At 75.2% G+C, this 15,961-nt stretch carries 16 protein-coding genes; 8 read left to right on the forward strand and 8 right to left on the reverse strand.

The window, feature by feature from the left end; all coding sequences use genetic code 11:
• Positions 1-39 precede the first annotated feature (39 nt).
• On the reverse strand, positions 40-714 hold the full coding sequence (locus ACEQ2X_RS18415) for a hypothetical protein (protein WP_370327318.1): 675 nt from the start codon (positions 712-714) through the stop codon (positions 40-42).
• A 115-nt stretch (positions 715-829) separates the two neighbouring features.
• Between ACEQ2X_RS18415 and ACEQ2X_RS18420 the strand changes: the two genes are divergently transcribed.
• The 6 genes from ACEQ2X_RS18420 to ACEQ2X_RS18445 all read left to right on the forward strand — a co-directional run bounded on the left by ACEQ2X_RS18420 (position 830) and on the right by ACEQ2X_RS18445 (position 7,092).
• Positions 830-2,143, forward strand: coding sequence for an amidohydrolase family protein (locus tag ACEQ2X_RS18420; RefSeq protein WP_370327319.1), 1,314 nt, complete (start codon positions 830-832; stop codon positions 2,141-2,143).
• Between the two features lie 220 nt (positions 2,144-2,363).
• Positions 2,364-3,080, forward strand: coding sequence for a ubiquinone/menaquinone biosynthesis methyltransferase (locus ACEQ2X_RS18425; protein ID WP_370327365.1), 717 nt, complete (start codon positions 2,364-2,366; stop codon positions 3,078-3,080).
• Between the two features lie 155 nt (positions 3,081-3,235).
• A complete protein-coding gene (ykgO, locus tag ACEQ2X_RS18430; protein ID WP_370327320.1) occupies positions 3,236-3,382 on the forward strand; it encodes a type B 50S ribosomal protein L36 in 147 nt (48 codons plus the stop codon).
• Between the two features lie 127 nt (positions 3,383-3,509).
• A complete protein-coding gene (locus ACEQ2X_RS18435; RefSeq protein WP_370327321.1) occupies positions 3,510-3,923 on the forward strand; it encodes a phage holin family protein in 414 nt (137 codons plus the stop codon).
• Between the two features lie 70 nt (positions 3,924-3,993).
• The gene (locus tag ACEQ2X_RS18440) at positions 3,994-4,326 is read left to right on the forward strand and encodes a DUF3618 domain-containing protein (protein ID WP_370327322.1); all 333 of its coding nucleotides are present in this window, start codon (positions 3,994-3,996) and stop codon (positions 4,324-4,326) included.
• Between the two features lie 63 nt (positions 4,327-4,389).
• Positions 4,390-7,092: a phosphoenolpyruvate carboxylase gene (locus ACEQ2X_RS18445; protein WP_370327323.1), complete on the forward strand. Its 2,703-nt coding sequence runs from the start codon at positions 4,390-4,392 to the stop codon at positions 7,090-7,092.
• Between the two features lie 19 nt (positions 7,093-7,111).
• On the opposite strand, the gene ACEQ2X_RS18450 is transcribed toward ACEQ2X_RS18445, so the two are convergent.
• Together ACEQ2X_RS18450 and ACEQ2X_RS18455 are read right to left on the reverse strand one after the other, a co-directional pair.
• Positions 7,112-8,599 carry a methyl-accepting chemotaxis protein gene (locus ACEQ2X_RS18450; RefSeq protein WP_370327324.1) on the reverse strand — a complete coding sequence of 496 codons (1,488 nt, stop codon included), beginning with the start codon at positions 8,597-8,599 and terminating at the stop codon, positions 7,112-7,114.
• Between the two features lie 175 nt (positions 8,600-8,774).
• On the reverse strand, positions 8,775-9,281 hold the full coding sequence (locus ACEQ2X_RS18455) for a YbaK/EbsC family protein (protein WP_370327325.1): 507 nt from the start codon (positions 9,279-9,281) through the stop codon (positions 8,775-8,777).
• Positions 9,282-9,310: 29 nt separating this feature from the next.
• Between ACEQ2X_RS18455 and ACEQ2X_RS18460 the strand changes: the two genes are divergently transcribed.
• Both ACEQ2X_RS18460 and ACEQ2X_RS18465 read left to right on the forward strand, forming a co-directional pair.
• Entirely contained in the window at positions 9,311-10,291 is a 981-nt protein-coding gene (locus ACEQ2X_RS18460; RefSeq protein WP_370327326.1) for an ornithine cyclodeaminase family protein, read from the forward strand.
• Positions 10,291-11,589: an NAD(P)/FAD-dependent oxidoreductase gene (locus ACEQ2X_RS18465; RefSeq protein WP_370327327.1), complete on the forward strand. Its 1,299-nt coding sequence runs from the start codon at positions 10,291-10,293 to the stop codon at positions 11,587-11,589. The genes ACEQ2X_RS18460 and ACEQ2X_RS18465 overlap by 1 nt, the downstream gene beginning before the upstream one ends.
• A gap of 30 nt (positions 11,590-11,619) precedes the next feature.
• Here ACEQ2X_RS18465 and ACEQ2X_RS18470 read toward each other — a convergent pair whose 3' ends face one another.
• The 5 genes from ACEQ2X_RS18470 to ACEQ2X_RS18490 all read right to left on the reverse strand — a co-directional run bounded on the left by ACEQ2X_RS18470 (position 11,620) and on the right by ACEQ2X_RS18490 (position 15,845).
• Positions 11,620-11,829 carry an RNA-binding S4 domain-containing protein gene (locus ACEQ2X_RS18470; RefSeq protein ID WP_370327328.1) on the reverse strand — a complete coding sequence of 70 codons (210 nt, stop codon included), beginning with the start codon at positions 11,827-11,829 and terminating at the stop codon, positions 11,620-11,622.
• Between the two features lie 29 nt (positions 11,830-11,858).
• On the reverse strand, positions 11,859-13,265 hold the full coding sequence (locus ACEQ2X_RS18475; RefSeq protein WP_370327329.1) for an NAD(P)/FAD-dependent oxidoreductase: 1,407 nt from the start codon (positions 13,263-13,265) through the stop codon (positions 11,859-11,861).
• Between the two features lie 2 nt (positions 13,266-13,267).
• Complete coding sequence (locus ACEQ2X_RS18480; RefSeq protein WP_370327330.1) at positions 13,268-13,477, reverse strand: hypothetical protein; 210 nt, start codon at positions 13,475-13,477, stop codon at positions 13,268-13,270.
• A gap of 135 nt (positions 13,478-13,612) precedes the next feature.
• Entirely contained in the window at positions 13,613-14,251 is a 639-nt protein-coding gene (locus ACEQ2X_RS18485; protein WP_370327331.1) for a YitT family protein, read from the reverse strand.
• Between the two features lie 40 nt (positions 14,252-14,291).
• Positions 14,292-15,845 (reverse strand): hypothetical protein, encoded by a 1,554-nt coding sequence (locus ACEQ2X_RS18490; protein ID WP_370327332.1) that lies wholly within the window; start codon positions 15,843-15,845, stop codon positions 14,292-14,294.
• Positions 15,846-15,961: the final 116 nt, after the last annotated feature.

Here is a 15,961-nt window from a genome sequence, read left to right on the forward strand (position 1 = left end):
GAGCGGGCACTCGAACCGTCCGAGCGGCCGCTCGGACGGTCAGATCGCGGTGGCGAGGTACCAGGCGACCGCGAGCAGCACGGCCACGAACGCCGTCGCGGCGAGCCGGATCGTCCACGACCGGGGCGGTTCGACGTCCGGCACCTCCGACCGGGCGGGGGTCGGGTCCGTCGCCACGTCGACGGTCGGCGTCGGCTCGTGTCGACCTGGCCGGGGGATCGCGACGTCGAGCACCGACACCGCCGAGGGGGTCAGGTCCGCCACCGCCACCGCTGCCGGCTGGGGGTGGGCGTCCTCGATCCCGGCATCGAGCGCGGAGGCGATCGGGCCCACGGCCGACGGCGCGTCTAGGGGACGGCGCAGCCGCTCGGGGATCCGCAGGGGGAGGGGGTCGGCGTCCGCCGGCGGGGTCGTCCCATCGGCGGGCACCTCGGGTACCGGGTCCATGACCGGGAGCGCCTCGGCGGGGGCGAGGGGAGGGGGTGCGGCGCGCGTCGAGAAGCCGATCCTGGGCTCGGTCCAGCTGGCGATGACGTCCGCCTCCTCGGCGTCGCTGCCCTGGGGATATCTGCCCTCGGCCTCCCCTCCCGCGGCACCCCGACCGCGCCGCTCCTCGCGGTGGCGGCGGCGTGCGGCTGCCTCGTCGGGCGGGATCGCCTGGTGGCCGAGGGCGCAGCGCCCCTCGGCGTCGACGGTGACGGTCCGCCCGCACATGTCGCAGCGGTCCCCCTGGTGGTCGCCCGGAACCCGTCCTCGCCGGGCGCTGCGACGCCGTCGTCCGCTCCTGTGTCCGAGGTGCTCAGCCATCGTGCGTAGACTCCAACGTTCGGTGCCGTCTGTCCTCTACTCCGCGTCCGTCGTCTGCCCGATGTCCGGACCGCCGCTCGCCGACGGCGCCGTCCTGGTGACCGACGGGGTGATCATGGCCCTCGGGACCCGGTCGGACCTACGACCCTCCGCGGACCGAGAGCACCACGTCGACGGCGTCCTGCTGCCCGGGTTGGTCGACGGGCACACCGTCCTCGAGCACTCCGACGTCCGCGAGATCGCCCGGCCCGGCCCGTTCCACGTGTGGCTGCGCGCCGTCCTCGGCTACACCAGCGGGTGGGATGCGGAGCGGTGGACGCGCTCGGCGCACCGCGGGGTCCAGGACGCGCTCCGCCACGGCGTCACGGCCGTCGTCGACTCGGTCCTCCGCGGCCCCGGGGTCCCCGCCGCCAGCCGCGCCGGCCTGGCGGGTCACTCCCTGGTCCAGGTGATGCTTGTCGACGCCGACCAGCACGACGACGTCCTCGCCGCCGTGGCCACGTCCCTCGACCGGCCCGCCCCCGGGCGCACCGTCGGGGTGGCCCCCCACTCGCCCTACACCCTGGGCACGGGCGTGCTGCAGGCCCTCGGGGCGCTCGCCGCCGCGCGGGGACGGCCCCTCCAGATCCGCGCGGCGGAGTCCAACGCCGAGATCGCGGCACTGCGCACCGGCGACGGCCCGCTGGTCGACCTCGTCGCCGACGTCGGGCTCGACGTCGAGTGGGCCGACGGCGGCACCGGCCGGGGCGCCATCGGCTACCTCGAGTCCCTCGGGCTGCTGCGGCCCGGCACCACGATCGCCCACGGCGTCTGGGTCGACCTCGCCGAGGCGCGGTCGCTGGCGGCGAACGGCGTCGGCGTCGTCTGCTGCCCCCGCGCGAACGGGATGCTCGGGGTCGGCGACGCACCGCTGGAGCGGTTCGCCGACGCCGGCGTGCCCCTGGCGCTCGGCACCGGCAGCGCCGCCGCGGCGGGCGACGCCGACCTGCTGGCCGAGGCCGCGGCCTGGGTGGAGGTCGCCCGCCGCCGTGACCTGTTCTTCTGGCCGTCCGCCGCCGGGCCGATCCAGCTCGAGGAGGCCGCGATCCGCCTCGCCACCGTCGACGGCGCGCGAGCGGTGGGCCTCGGCGACGTCGCGGGCGTGCTCGAGCCCGGCCGTCGGGCCGACCTCCTGGGCGTGTCGCTCGACACCGGTGTGGACACCGTGTACGCGGACCTGATCCGACGCGGCACCGGCCGGCAGGTGCTGACCGTCCTCGGCGGCCTCCGCAAGTCCCGCCGGGCCGACGCCGACCAGCCGTGGCCCGCCCTCGAGGAGTGGAAGGACGACCTGTGAGCACGAGCCCGCGAGTGGTCAGAGGACAGGCCGGACCTGTCTCTCAGATCTGGGAGTTGACGCCGTCGGCGGAGGTGGGGCTCAGATCTGAGGGTGGACAGGCCGGACCTGTCTCTCAGATCTGGGAGTTCACCCCGCCGGCGGAGGCACTGCTCAGATCTGAGGGTGGCCAGGCCGCAGGGCACCCCCGGCGAGCCAGCGAGGGGGGTGGGCGGTGAGCCTGCCCGACCCGCGCCCCACGAGTGACAAGGACGCCGCCCTCGTCCAGGGGATGTTCGACCGGGTCGCCGCCCGCTACGACCTCGGGAACGCGGTCCTCAGCTTCGGCTCGGACCAGCACTGGCGCCGCTGCGCGGTCCGCGCCCTCGACCTGCGCCCCGGCGAGCGGGTCCTCGACGTCGCGACGGGGACCGGCCGGTTGGCCCGCGAGGTCCAGGCGACCGGCGCGGTGCCGGTGGCGCTGGACTTCTCATGGAACATGCTCGCCGTCGGCGCGGCTGCCGAGCGGCGTTCCGGTGACCGGCGCCTCGACTGGGTCAACGGGGACGGGACGCGCCTGCCCTTCGCCGACGACACCTTCGACGCCGCCACGATCGGCTTCGGCCTGCGGAACCTGCCCGATCCCCGGGCCGGGCTGGCCGAGTTCGCCCGGGTCGTGCGGCCCGGAGGTCGCGTCGTCGTCCTCGAGTTCTCCACCCCCACCAACCGGCTGCTGCGGACCGTGTACGCCGACTACCTCGTCGGCGCGCTGCCGCGCATCGCCGACTGGGTGACGTCGGACCCCGCCGCCTACCGCTACCTGGCCGAATCGATCCTCGCCTGGCCCGACCAGGCCGGTCTGGCCGCCTGGATGGCGGACGCGGGGCTGGTCCGACCGCGGTGGCAGGACCTCACCGGCGGCATCGTGGCGGTCCACCACGCCCGCACGCCCGCCTGATCACGCCGCCTGACCACACCGCAGGTCCCCGCGGGGAGTCACCGCGTGGCGGCCCTGCTACAGTCGTGTGCCCGGCTGACGCGCCCCTGTTCCGGCGTGCGCGCGCCGCGCCCCACCGAGGGCGCCAGGACCCACCACCCCACGGGAGCTCCACCATGAAGGTCGTCAACTCGATCGGCACCCTGAAGAAGCGCCACCCCGACTGCCAGGTCGTGAAGCGCAAGGGTCGCGTCTACGTGATCAACAAGACGAACCCGCGCTTCAAGGTCCGCCAGGGCGGCGGCAAGAAGAAGCGCTACTGAACCCTCCCGGACGCCACGGCGTCCGGGAGCAGCACCGGGCCGTCCCACGGGGCGGCCCGTCGTCGTGTTCTCCGACGGGGTGTCGGGGGTAGGGCGTCGGGGACCCGCCACGACCCAGGAGACCCCCATGGACGCGGACCTACGTCCCTCACGACCCGAGGCCAGCCTCGGCGACCTGACCCGCGAGGCGACCGAGCACATGTCGACGCTGATGCGCGACGAGATCGCCCTCGCCAAGAGCGAGCTGCGGGAGGACGTGCAGGACGCCGTCGCCGGCATCAGCCTGTTCAGCGCCGCAGGGGTCATGGCGCTCATCGCCATCCTCCTGCTGTCGATGGCCGCGGGCTTCGGGGTGGGTCGGGCGGTCGGCGAGGGGTGGCAATGGCTCGGCTTCGCCGCGGTCGGCGTGCTCTACCTGGTCATCGCCGGCATCGCCGCGCTGATGGGCCGGAAGAAGGCGCAGGAGATCCCGCCGCCGGCGCCGCGCACCACCCGCCAGGCACGCGAGACCGTCCAGGCCGCGAAGGAGATCAAGCTGTGAGCACGAACCCGAGAGTGGTCACCGGACAGGCCGGGGGGCACCCCCGGCGCGTCGGCGCGGGGGGTGGGCTGTGAGCACGAGCGACCCCACCACCCAGGAGCGCGACGAGCTCGAGCGCGAGATCGGCGAGGCCCGCGAGGCCCTGGTCGACACCGTCGACGCCATCGCGGAGCGGATCGATCCGCGCCAGGTCGCCTCGCGCAACGTCGAGCAGCTGAAGCGCGACGCCGGCCGCGCGGCGGAGCAGGCCAAGCAGACCGGCCAGGAGGTCCAGGAGAAGGCCACCGCCTACGTCGAGACGCACCCCGACGAGGTCAAGAGGACCGCCGGTGGGCTCCTGGGCCTGCTGGCCCTCGTGTGGCTCCTCCGCCGTCGCCGCCGTCGCCGCGCCGACCGCGACTGACCGGGTCCGTCGCGGCGCCGCCGGGCAACCCGGTCGCAACACGCGGCCGGTAGGGTCCCCGGCGTGTCGACCATCGAACTCCCCGACCGGCTCCGCGACGAGATCCGCCTCCTCGGCCGCCTCCTCGGCCAGATCATCGCCGAAGAGGCCGGGGAGGACGTCTACGAGCGCGTCGAGCAGCTCCGCGTCGCCGCGGTCGCCCACCACCGCGACGGCGGCGACCCGGACGCGGTCGTCGACGTCGTGGCGGGGCTCGACACCCACCAGGCGGAGCAGGTCGCCCGCGCGTTCACGATCTTCTTCCAGCTCACGAACCTGGCGGAGCAGCGCGCCCGCGTGCGGGCGCTGCGCGAGCGCGACACCGGGGACCGACCGGTCGCCGACTCCGTGGGCGACGCGGTCGAGCGGATCGGCGCCGCCGCCGTCGGGGACCTGCTGGCGGACCTGCGGGTCCACCCCGTGTGGACCGCCCACCCCACCGAGGCCCGCCGCCGCGCCGTCGTCGACAGCCTGCGGCGCATCGACGCCCAGCTCGAGCGGCTCGACGCCGCGCTGCTCGGCGCGACGGAGGAGTTGTCGATCCGCCGCCACCTGCGCGAGGAGATCGCGATCCTGTGGCGCACCGCCCAGATCCGGACGTCGCGGCCCACGCCGGTCGACGAGGTCCGCAAGCTCATGGCGGTCTTCGACGCCACCGTCTTCCTGGTCCTGCCGCACTTCTACCGCGCGGTCGACACGGCCCTCCACGGCGAGGATGTCGGCGCGGTGCCGCCGGGGACCCCGCCGTTCCTGACCTTCGGCTCCTGGGTCGGCGGGGACCGCGACGGCAACCCGCGGGTCACGTCGACGGTGACCGCGGAGACGGCCGCCCTCATGGCCGACCGGGTCCTGCGGGGGCTCGAGAACGCCACCCGGCGCATCGCCCGGACCCTGTCGGCCACCGAGGAGATCACGCCGGCCTCGCCCGACCTGCTGGCGCGGCTGGCCGAGCTCGAGGCGCGCTACCCCGTCGTCGCCGCCGCCCAGCACAAGCGCGCGGCACGGTCCCCCCACCGCCGCCTGATGGCGATCGCCGCCCAGCGGCTGGCGGCCACGCGGACGGGACAGGGGACCGACGCCGACATGGCCTTCGACGGCCCCGACGAGCTCGCCGCCGACATCGCCCTGACTCAGGCGTCCCTCGCCGCCGGAGGGGCGCCGCGGCTGGCCTACGGCGAGCTGCAGCACCTGGCGTGGCAGGTCGGCTCGTTCGGCTTCCACCTGGCCTCTCTGGAGGTCCGACAGCACACCGACGTCCACGCCGAGGCGCTGCGGCGGCTGGGCATCGACCCCGACGACCTCGACGCCCTCCGCGCTGTCATCGCCGACCCCCCGCCGGCCCCGGACGACCTCGAGTGGCCCGAGCCCCCCGACCCCGTCGCGGTCGCCTCGGCACCCGAGCGCGACCTCTCACCGACCGACGTCGCCGACGCCGACCCGGCGGGCGACGTGCTGGCGACCATGCGGGTGGTCGCCGCGATCCAGCGGCGCTTCGGCCGTCGCGCGTGCCACCGGTGGGTCATCAGCTTCACCACCGGCCTCGTCGACCTGCTGCGGGTCGAGGCGCTGGCCGCCATCGCCGGCGTCGACGTGGACGTGATCCCGCTGTTCGAGACCCGCGCGGACCTCGACGCCGCGCCGCACGTGCTCGAGCAGTGGGTCGCCGAGCGCCGCGGCGACGGGCCGGGGCCGGGCGAGCTCGAGGTCATGCTGGGCTACTCCGACTCGGCGAAGGACGCGGGCTTCCTCGCCGCCAACCTCGCCCTCTACCGCGCCCAGCGGGGGATGGTCGCCTGGGCGTCGGAGGCCGGCGTCCGGCTCACCCTCTTCCACGGGCGGGGCGGCGCGCTGGGTCGGGGCGGCGGTCCCACGAACCGGGCGGTGCTGGCCCAGCCGCCCGGCGCGGTCGCCGGCCGCTTCAAGGTCACCGAGCAGGGCGAGGTGATCAACCAGCGCTACGGCAACGGGACGCTGGCGACGCGGCACCTCGAGCAGATCACCAGCGCCACGCTGATCGCGAGCGCCCCCGGGCGGGAGGTCGTCGACGCGTTCGCCCAGGACGGCGCGATGCTCGAGGCCATGGCCACCGCGTCGGAGGCGGCGTGGCGGGACCTGGTCGAGGCCCCCGGCTTCCCGGCGTTCTTCCGCGCGGTGACGCCGATCGAGGAGATCGGGGCCCTGCAGATGGGGTCCCGGCCGTCCAAGCGACGGTCGAGCGGGGGGCTCGAGGGGCTCCGGGCCATCCCGTGGACGTTCGCGTGGGCGCAGTGCCGGATCAACGCGCCCGGCTGGTACGGCCTCGGGACGGGTCTGCAGGCTGCGGAGGAGGCCCACGGCCTGGCGGCCCTGCGCGAGCTGCACGCCACGTCGCCGTTCTTCGCGACGCTGATGGAGAACGCCGAGATGAGCCTCGTCAAGGCCGATGCCCGGTCGGCGTCGGAGGCCCTGGCCCTGGGGGAGCGTCCCGATCTGGCCCAGCGGATCCTCGACGAGCTCGCCCTGACCACCCGGATGGTGCTGGCGGTCACCGGCCAGTCCGCCCTGCTCGAGGGGCGGGAGGTCGTCGCCCAGGCGACCGCGCTGCGCAACCCCTACCTCGACGTGCTGAGCGCGGTGCAGCTGCGCTGGCTCGGGGTGGCCCGGGGCGAGGACGCGACCGACGAGGACCGTCAGGTGCTGATGTTGACGATGAACGGGATCGCGGCGGCGCTGCAGAACACCGGCTGACCCGCCGCGCGCGCTGGCCTCACGCGGGGGCGGGTTCGCGACGCTCGTCGGTGACGAACCGGCTGACCACCTGCTCGAGCTCGGCCGCCATCCGGCCCAGGTCCTCGGCGGACGCGAGCGTGTGCTCGGCGCCGTCCGAGGAGGCGACGACGGCGTGCGCGATCCCGTCGGTGACGGCGGTCTGCTCCTCCACGGCCGCGGCGATGGTCGTCTGGAGGGCGCTGATCTCCTCGACGACCTCGGCGATGCGGGCGATCGCCGTCGACGCGGCGTGGGCGTCGCCCTGCATGGCCGCGATCCGCCCGGCGATCTCCTCGGTCGCGGCCGTGGTCGTCTTCGCGAGCTCCTGGACCTCGTCGGCGACGACGGCGAACCCCTTCCCCGCCTCACCCGCGCGCGCCGCCTCGATGGTCGCGTTCAGGGCCAGGAGGTTGGTCTGCTCGGCCACGGAGGTGATGAGGCGGAGCACCTCGCCGATCTCCTCGGACGAGCGGCTGAGCTGGGCGACGGTGGTGGTCGCCTCGCCCGCGCTGCCCACCGCCCGGGCGGCGACCTCCGCGGCGCGGCTCGAGGAGGCGGCGATCTCCTGGATCGACGAGCCCATCTGGGTGGCGGCGGCGCTGACGGAGTGCATGCCGCCCGACACCTGCCCGGCGATCCCCAGCAGGCTCTCCGAGGAGGCCGCCAGCGCGGTGGCGTTCACCCCGATCGTGCGGATGGCGCTCGAGGTCGCGTCGAGCGTGTCGCCGAGCGCCCGACCCAGGTCGCCGATCTCGTCGTCGGAGTCGGTGGCCACCCGCGCGGGGAGGTCGCCGCCCGCGACCCTCCTGAGCGCGGCGACGACGGCGGTGACCGGGCGGGTGACCCGTGTGGCGATCACGAGGGCCGCGGCGACGGCCAGGGCGACGGCACCGATCGCGATCCCGAGCAGGACCGCGGCGGTCCGGTCGAACTGCGCTGCCGCGTCGACCCGCTGCGCGTCGGCTCGCGCGGCGGTCAGCCGATCCATCTCGTGCACCGCCGTGGTGGCGGCGTCGAGGTGGCTGTCGGACTCGGCGAACATCGTCTCGGCGGCCGACTGGACGTCGCCGGAGGTGAGCAGCGGCAGGATCTCGCCCTCGATGATCGCGGCGTAGGTCGTCCACTCGTCGAGGAAGTCCTCGCGCTGCGGTGCGAGGGCGGGGACGTCGATCGCCTCGATCGCCGACCGCGCGTCGGACAGGTGGTCGCGGACCTCCTGGTCCATGCCGCCGCCGTCCTCTCCGGTGGCGATGGCCACCATCAGGTCGTGCAGGACCATCTCGGTCGAGACCATGGACTCCCTCGCCCGGCCCAGGGACTGGAGGGGCGTGATGCCGTCGTCGACGAGGGACTCGACCGTCCCCTCCACCTCTGACAGCTGCAGCCACGAGGCGGTGCCGATCGTGGCGATGATCGCCACCGCGACCACCACGAAGCCAGCGGAGATGGTGGTGCGGAGGCTGCGACGGGGCGTTCTCGGGGACATGCTGAGCTCCATGTGCGTCGGATCCCCCGCACCCGACCCATCGGCCGGTCGGGTGCGCCACCTGAGTGACGCCCGGCCCGGTCCACCCGGGCCGAAGGTCCTGCCCGCAGCTCCGCCCCGCCGCCGTCGCCGCGAGCGGCCGACACGGCGGGGAGGGGCCCCTCGCAGCCCGCTGTCAATCCCGACCGATGTCCGCCACGGTCGCGCCCGGCAGGTCGACCAGCGCGGCGGGGGACAGCCGCAGCTTCACCGCTCGGCCCCCGCCGCCGACGATCACGCGGTCGAGCTCGGTGATCGGGGCGTCGATGAACAGCGGCAGACCGGGCGGCAGCCCGATCGGCGTCACCCCGCCCGGGATCATCCCGGTCACCGCGACGGTGTCCTCGGGGGTCGCGAAGCTCGCCTTGCGCGCCCCCACCACCAGCCGTGAGTGCCGGTTCAGGTCCAGGCGCCGGGTGGCCTGCACCAGGCAGGCGGCGTGGGCCGCCTCGCCGGTCCTGGCGCTGACGAGGATGCAGTTGCCGGATTCCTCGAGCTCGTACCCGTAGGCGTCGCAGAACGCCGCGGTGTCGGCGAGGTCCGGGTCGATCCGGATCACCTCGACGTCGGGGTCGAGCGATGTCGCCAGCGCGATCACCCGCTGCTCGAGCTCGGCGTGGGCGGGCGTCGTCTCGTCGGCCATGTGGGGCACGCTACCGACACACTGGCGGGGTGACCGGCCACGCACCCCTGCACCTGACCGCCGCCGACGTCCACCGGCTGCTGCCGCCCGCCGTGGCCGTCTCGGTCGCGCGCCGCACCGCGACGACCGTGGCGGCCGGCGGCGTGTCCGCCGCCGAGCGGACCTGGCACCGGCCTGCGGGGATGCCCGGCCAGATCGGGGTGATGCCCTGCCACCTCCCGGCGGACGGCACCGACCCGGCGATCTTCACGACCAAGGTCGTCGGCGTCTTCCCCGACGCCGAGGTGTCCGTCGACGGTCTGGTGCTGGTGCTCGACGCCACCACCGGCACGCCCCTCGCCACCGTCGACGCCGCCGCGGTCACCGCGGTCCGCACCGCCGCGCACAGCGGGTTGTCGATCGACCTCCTCGCCCGCCCCGACGCCGCCACCGCGGCGATCCTCGGGGCCGGTGCGCAGGGCTGGGCGCACCTCCTCGCCGCCATGGCGGTGCGCCCGATCACGGCGGTCAGGGTCTGGAACCGGACACCGGCACGGGCCGAGTCGATGGCCGCGCGCGGGGCTGACGAGCTGGGCCTGGCCGCCACGACCGCCGCGACCCCGGGGGCAGCGGCAGCCGGTGCCGACGTGGTGTGCGCCTGCACCAACAGCCCCACACCCCTCCTCGGTGCCGCCGACATCGGGCCGGGCACCCACGTCACCGCGATCGGCGCGTTCACGCCGGACACGCGGGAGCTCGCCGCGGACCTCCTCGCCGCCGCCGACGTGATCGTCGTCGACGACCGGGACGCCGCGGCGCACGAGGCCGGCGACGTCCTCCTCGCCATCGCCGAGGGCGCCATCACCGCCGACGCGGTCACCGCCGACCTGCCCGAGCTCGTCACCGGACGGGTCCGCGCAGCACGGCCCGCGGAGGCGATCACGGTCTACAAGTCCGTCGGGACGTCGGCGATGGACGCGGTCGCGGTCCGGGCGCTCCTGGCCCGCGCGCCTGGGTACCCTCGGACGTGATGGTCACCGTGATGCCGCACACCCCGCACCAGCTGACCGGTCCGATCGAGGCCGCCGACGTCGTGGTCGTCGGGGCGGGGCCGGGTGGCGCGGCGGCGGGGTACTTCCTGGCCCGACTCGGCCACGACGTCATCGTGCTCGAGAAGGAGTCCTTCCCCCGCGACAAGGTCTGCGGGGACGGTCTGACCCCCCGCGCCGTCCACGCCCTGCGGCTGCTCGACCTGCGCGAGGAGGCCGAGGGCACCCCCGACGGGTGGGCCCGCCAGATCGGCCTGCGCATGTACGGCGGCGGGGTCACCTGGAACATGCCGTGGCCCGAGACCGAGCGCTTCCCGACCCACTCGGTGACCGCGACGCGCGCGCTGTTCGACCACACCCTGGCGAAGAACGCCGCCAGCGCCGGCGCCCACGTGTGGGAGCAGACCCGCGCCATCGCACCCCTGTACGCGACGGCGCGTGAGGACCGGGTCGCCGGCGTGGTCTTCGAGCGGGCCGACGGCAGCCTCGGGGCGATCCGCTCCCGCTCGGTCGTGCTGGCGGACGGCGGCTCGTCCCGCATGGCGATCGAGCTCGGCGTCCACCGCGACGAGACCCGCCCGATGGGTGCGGCGGTCCGCGCCTACTACCGCAGCCCCCGCGCGGACATGGACCACATGGAGGGGTTCCTCGAGATGCGGAACCCCGACGGCGAGCTGCTGCCCGGGTACGGCTGGATCTTCCCGCTCGACGACGGGCTGGTGAACGTCGGCTGGGGGCTGATCTCCACGTCCGAGCACTTCCAGTCGACCAGCTACCGCAAGGTCCTCGACGACTGGGTCGCGAGCTTCCCGCCGGAGTGGGGGATGGGCCCCGACACCCGGGAGGGGCGGGTCAAGGGCGCCGGCCTGCCGATGGGGCACAACCGGCACCCCCACGTGGTCCGCGGCGCGGTGCTGGTCGGTGACGCCGGCGGCATGGTCAACCCCTTCAACGGCGAGGGGATCAGCTACGCCATCGAAGCCGCGGAGATGGCGGCCCGCGCGATCGACCGCGCGCTCCGCACCGGCGACGACGCCGCCCTGGCCGCCTACCCCGCCGAGCTGCGCGCGACGTGGGGCGGCTACTTCCAGCTCGGTCGGATCTTCCTCGAGGTCATGGCCAACCCGACCGTGATGCGGCTGTGCACGACCTACGGGATGCCGCGACGGCGGCTGATGGACTTCGTGTTCCGGACGATGGCCCACCTGGTCAACGACTCGAACCGGAACGTCACCGACGTGGTGATCAACACCCTGAGCCGCGTGGTCCCCGCCGTCTGATCCGTTCCGCCTGACCTCCCGGCGGTCCGCTCAGCCGACGGTCAGCGCCGTCCCGTCGACGGCCACCACGTCGCCTCGCGACAGCTGACGACCACGCCGGACCTCGACCTCGCCGTTGACCGTGACGCGCCCCTCCGCCAGCAGCGCCTTCGCGTCCGCGCCCTGGTCGACGACGTCGGCCAGCTTGAGGAGCTGGCCGAGCTTGATCGTGTCCCCGGTGATCTCGACGGAGGTCGGCATGGGGCCAGTGTGCCCCGCCGGCCGCGACGTCAGCGGTCGAGGGCTCCGCGGTCGAGGGCATCGCACAGGTCCTCGATCGCCGGACCGAACCCCTCGGTCCAGGTGGGGAACGGGTGCACGAGGTCGGCGAGGAGGTCCGCGGTCGCCCGCGCCTTGATCGCGAGCGCGAACTCGCTGACGGACTCTCCGGCCGAGGGCCCGGCCAGCGACGCGCCCACGAGCGTCCGGTCGCTGCGATCGCCGACCAGCACGAGCCGTCCAGCCGCGACACCCTCCACGCTCGCCCGGGCGGTGGCGCCGAGGTCGAACGCCACCGAGACCGCATCGATCCCCGCCTCCTCGGCCTGCTCGCGGGTCAGCCCGACCGCCGCGACCTCGGGGGAGGTGTAGACGGCCCGCGGGATGGCCCGGTAGTCCGCGGTCGCGTCCTCGCCCAGGAGGTTGGCCGCCGCGATCGCCGCCTGGTAGTTCGCGGTGTGGGTGAAGGGCGCGACGTCGGTCACGTCGCCGATGGCCCAGACGTCATCCGCCCCCTCCACGCGGCAGCGGTCGTCGGTGCGGAGGTCGTCGGGGTCGATGCCCAGGCGCTCGAGCCCGAGCCCGCCGGTGCGGGGCCGCGTGCCGATCGCCACGACGATCTGGTCCACGGCCACACGCCGGTCACCGAACACCGCGACGTGGCCGCCGTCCGCCGGCTCGACGCGGTCGAGGTCGACGCCCTCGAGGACCGTGACGTCGTCGTCCTCGAGCGCGCGCCGCAGGTCGGCGGCGATCTCGGGCTCCTCGGCGCCCCCCAGCAGCGAGGACGCGTCCGCCAGCGTGACGTCGGCCCCGAACCGCGCGTACGCCTGGGCGATCTCGCACCCGACCGGTCCGCCGCCGAGGACGAGCATCGACCGGGGACGGCGACGCGCCGTCCACGCCTCCTCATACGTCCAGGGCGTGGCGTCGGCCAGGCCGGGCACGTCGGGGACGACGGCCTGCGAACCGGTCGCGATCACGAGGTGGTCGAAGGCCACCTGCGTCGTGCCGTCCGGTCCCACCACCTCGAGGGAGCCGGCGCCGGTGACGCGGCCCTCCCCCCGGATGAGCTGCGCCCCGGCGTCGTGCAGGCTCTTCACGTGGTCGCCGTCGTCGTGACCCGCCGCGGCCTCGTCGCGACGGCGGACGGCCCGCAGGAACGCCTCGGCGCCCGGCTGCAGGACGATCGGGCCGCCCGTCGCGCCCAGGTCCTCGGCGGCGCCCACCGTCGCCCGCGCGGCGGCGCTCACCAGCATGGCCTTGGACGGGATGCAGGCGACGAACGGGCAGGCGCCGCCGACCAGCCGCCGCTCCACGACGGCGACGTCGACGTCGCGGCCGGCCAGCTCGGTGGCCAGCCGCTCCCCTCCTGAACCGGCGCCGAGGACGGCCACGTCGACGTGCTGGGTCCGCATGCCTACTCCCCGCCCTTCTCCCGCAGGTGCGACCGACGCTCCCGGGTGGTCTCGTCCTCCTGCGGGGCGTCGCCGGCCGGCGCAGGGGTCTCCTGGCCCGAGCCGACGGGGTTCATGCCCGTCTGGCCGGGTCCGCCGGGGCGGTCGGCCTTCGGCGGGTGGTCGCCGGGGGCTGCGTCATCGCGGTCGCGGTCGGTGGGGTCGCCGTCCATGGCACACGCCCTACCCGACGTGGTCGAGCGCGATACCGACCGCACGGGCGGCCGCCGACGGGGACCCCGATCGGGGCCTCTCTCGCCTCACGGCGAAGAAGGCCCCGATCGTGCCCGCGGGTCAGGGCACGCCGATCAGGTGCGGAGGGACTCCGGCAGGGGGGTGTCGGCCAGGCGGTGGCCCAGCCGCAGCGCGGGCTCGATGACGAGCGGCAGGGCGAGCGTCACCACGAGGGTGCCCAGGCCGAACTGGCCGCCCATCGCGACGCCGACGGCGACGAGGCCGGCGTCGAGCCCGAAGCGGACGAGGCCGGGGCGGAGCCGGTAGCGCCGGTACAGCCCGACGAAGATCGAGTCCTGCGCGGAGGCGCCCAGGTCGGAGGCCAGGTAGAACGCGACGCCGATGCTGAGCAGCGCCATGCCGACGCCCATCAGGCCCACCCGGCCGGCGACGGTCTCCGGCGTGCCGAGCACCTCGAGCAGCGCCCCGATGCCGAGGCCCGCGCAGGCGAGCACGCCGGTCGCGATCCACGGGCGCTGCCCCAGCCACACCCAGGCGACGACGAGGACGATGAGCGACTCGACGACGGCGACGGCGGCGAAGCTCGCGCCGGTCAGCTCGACCAGGCCGGTCTCGAGCACCTGCCAGGACCCGACGCCGAGGTCGGCGGCCATGGTGAGGGCGATGCCGGTGATGAGGCAGCACAGACCGGCGGTGAACACCGCCCAACGGCGAGGCGACCCCAACCCCGGCGACGGGGCGATGGTGGACACCCCTCCACGGTAGCGGTCCCGGGGGGCTCCGCCCCGGCGGTCAGACCCGCTGCAGCAGCCTGGACACGTACAGGGTCTGGGCGACCAGCGCGACCACGCCGGCGATGACCAGGCCGATGTGGGCCTCGATCGTCAGCGCGGTCGGCACCACCGCGCCGGCGACCCACGCGAGCTGGAAGATCGTCTCGGACCGCGTGAACGCCCGGCCGCGGTCGCGCGGTGCGACCATCGTCTGCAGCAGGCCGTCGAAGGCGAACTTCGCCGTGCCCCAGGCGTAGCCCGCCGCGAGGGACAGGAACGCCGCGGCCGGCAGCCCGAAGAACTGCCCGGCGACGAAGGCGGCGGCCGCCTCGACCGCGAGCGCGGCGACCACCATCGGCTCCTCCCGCAGCGCGCGCTCCAGCACCGGCGCGACCAGGGCGGCCAGCCCGTACCCGCCGCCCGCGGCCGCCAGCACCGCGCCGAAGTCGGCCAGCGGCGCCTCGACGTCGCGGAACGCGAAGGCGAGCAGGAGGACGAGGAACCCGTTGAGCAGCCGTACGACCGCCGTGGCGAACCGGGCCAACCGGAGCTGCGTGGTCACCCGCGGGTCGGGTCGGGACCCGTCGACCCCCTCGACCTCCACGTCGGCCCCCCCGCCCTCCTCCCGGGTGGCCTGCGGGAGGTCGGCGAGGCGCTGGGTGCGCGGCGTCGCGGTCCGCAGGGGGAGGGGGGGCGGCTCGGGGTCGCCCTCGTCGTCCTCCGGCGTGACGTCCACCGTCGGCAGGGCCATCGACTGCCACGTGGCCACGCCGAAGACGAGGGCGGCGGCCACCAGCACCGCCTGGGAGGACACCAGCGCCAGCCCCGCGCCGATGGGGGCGGCCAGCGCGCCCCCGATCACGCTGATCTGGGCCAGCTTCGCGTTCGCGGTCACCAGCGCGATGGCGTTCGTGAGGGCCTGGGGCAGCAGCGCCGACCGGCTGATGCCGTGCACCCGCGACAGGACGAGCAAGGTGAAGGCGAGGGGGAACAGCCAGATGCCGTCGGCGAGCGGCACCAGCGCCGCCGCGGCCACGACGCGGATCAGCGAGGACCCGATCAGGATGGCCCGCTCGGCGCCGGCCCGGTCGAACACCCGCCCGAGCAGCGGCCCGATCACCGCGAACGGCGCGACGGTCAGCAGGAGGTACAGCGCGACGTTGCCGCGCGCCTCCGCCGACGGCACCTGGAAGAACAGCGAGTTGGCCAGGGCCACCGCGACCAGGGTGTCCCCGGCGGTGGAGGCGGCGTGGGCGTTCGCGAGGGTCCTGAACGCCGGTCCGCCGGCGCCGAACAGCTCGCTGACCCGCTGCCGGACCGCGCGGCCGGCACGTGCGGTGGGTCGGGACGCGGCCCGTGCGGCGCGGCGCCGGGCCTCGGCCTCGGATGGCAGCGGCATGTCCCCACCCGGACCGTACGGCCCGTGGGGTCCCCCGGCCGCCTGGAGGTCCGGTGGGGGAGGGGGCTCCTCGGCGTCGTCCCACAGGCTCAGCGGGCGGGCGAGGGCGGGATCGTCGGCGCGGCGACCAGGGGGGTCCTGGGGGCTGTCGGAGGTGTCGGCGGGGTGCCCCATCGCCGTGGAGGCTACCGATCCACCACCCCGTCCGAACCGCCCGGAGGGCTTGTGAAGCCTTTCACATGGCGAGGGGCGGCTGCTAGGCTGCGGCCCCGCCCTGCACGGGCTCCGCT

Source organism: Euzebya sp., assembly GCF_964222135.1.
GTDB lineage: Bacteria > Actinomycetota > Nitriliruptoria > Euzebyales > Euzebyaceae > Euzebya.

What these genes read in the sequence shown, in the direction of transcription:
- ACEQ2X_RS18415 (WP_370327318.1), bottom strand. Translation starts at nt 714, where the DNA reads ATGTGCGGGCGGACCGTCACCGTCGACGCCGAGGGGCGCTGCGCCCTC.
- ykgO (WP_370327320.1), top strand. Translation starts at nt 3,236, where the DNA reads ATGAAGGTCGTCAACTCGATCGGCACCCTGAAGAAGCGCCACCCCGAC.
- ACEQ2X_RS18435 (WP_370327321.1), top strand. Translation starts at nt 3,510, where the DNA reads ATGGACGCGGACCTACGTCCCTCACGACCCGAGGCCAGCCTCGGCGAC.
- ACEQ2X_RS18450 (WP_370327324.1), bottom strand. Translation starts at nt 8,599, where the DNA reads ATGTCCCCGAGAACGCCCCGTCGCAGCCTCCGCACCACCATCTCCGCT.
- ACEQ2X_RS18455 (WP_370327325.1), bottom strand. Translation starts at nt 9,281, where the DNA reads ATGGCCGACGAGACGACGCCCGCCCACGCCGAGCTCGAGCAGCGGGTG.
- ACEQ2X_RS18465 (WP_370327327.1), top strand. Translation starts at nt 10,291, where the DNA reads ATGGTCACCGTGATGCCGCACACCCCGCACCAGCTGACCGGTCCGATC.
- ACEQ2X_RS18470 (WP_370327328.1), bottom strand. Translation starts at nt 11,829, where the DNA reads ATGCCGACCTCCGTCGAGATCACCGGGGACACGATCAAGCTCGGCCAG.
- ACEQ2X_RS18475 (WP_370327329.1), bottom strand. Translation starts at nt 13,265, where the DNA reads ATGCGGACCCAGCACGTCGACGTGGCCGTCCTCGGCGCCGGTTCAGGA.
- ACEQ2X_RS18480 (WP_370327330.1), bottom strand. Translation starts at nt 13,477, where the DNA reads ATGGACGGCGACCCCACCGACCGCGACCGCGATGACGCAGCCCCCGGC.
- ACEQ2X_RS18490 (WP_370327332.1), bottom strand. Translation starts at nt 15,845, where the DNA reads ATGGGGCACCCCGCCGACACCTCCGACAGCCCCCAGGACCCCCCTGGT.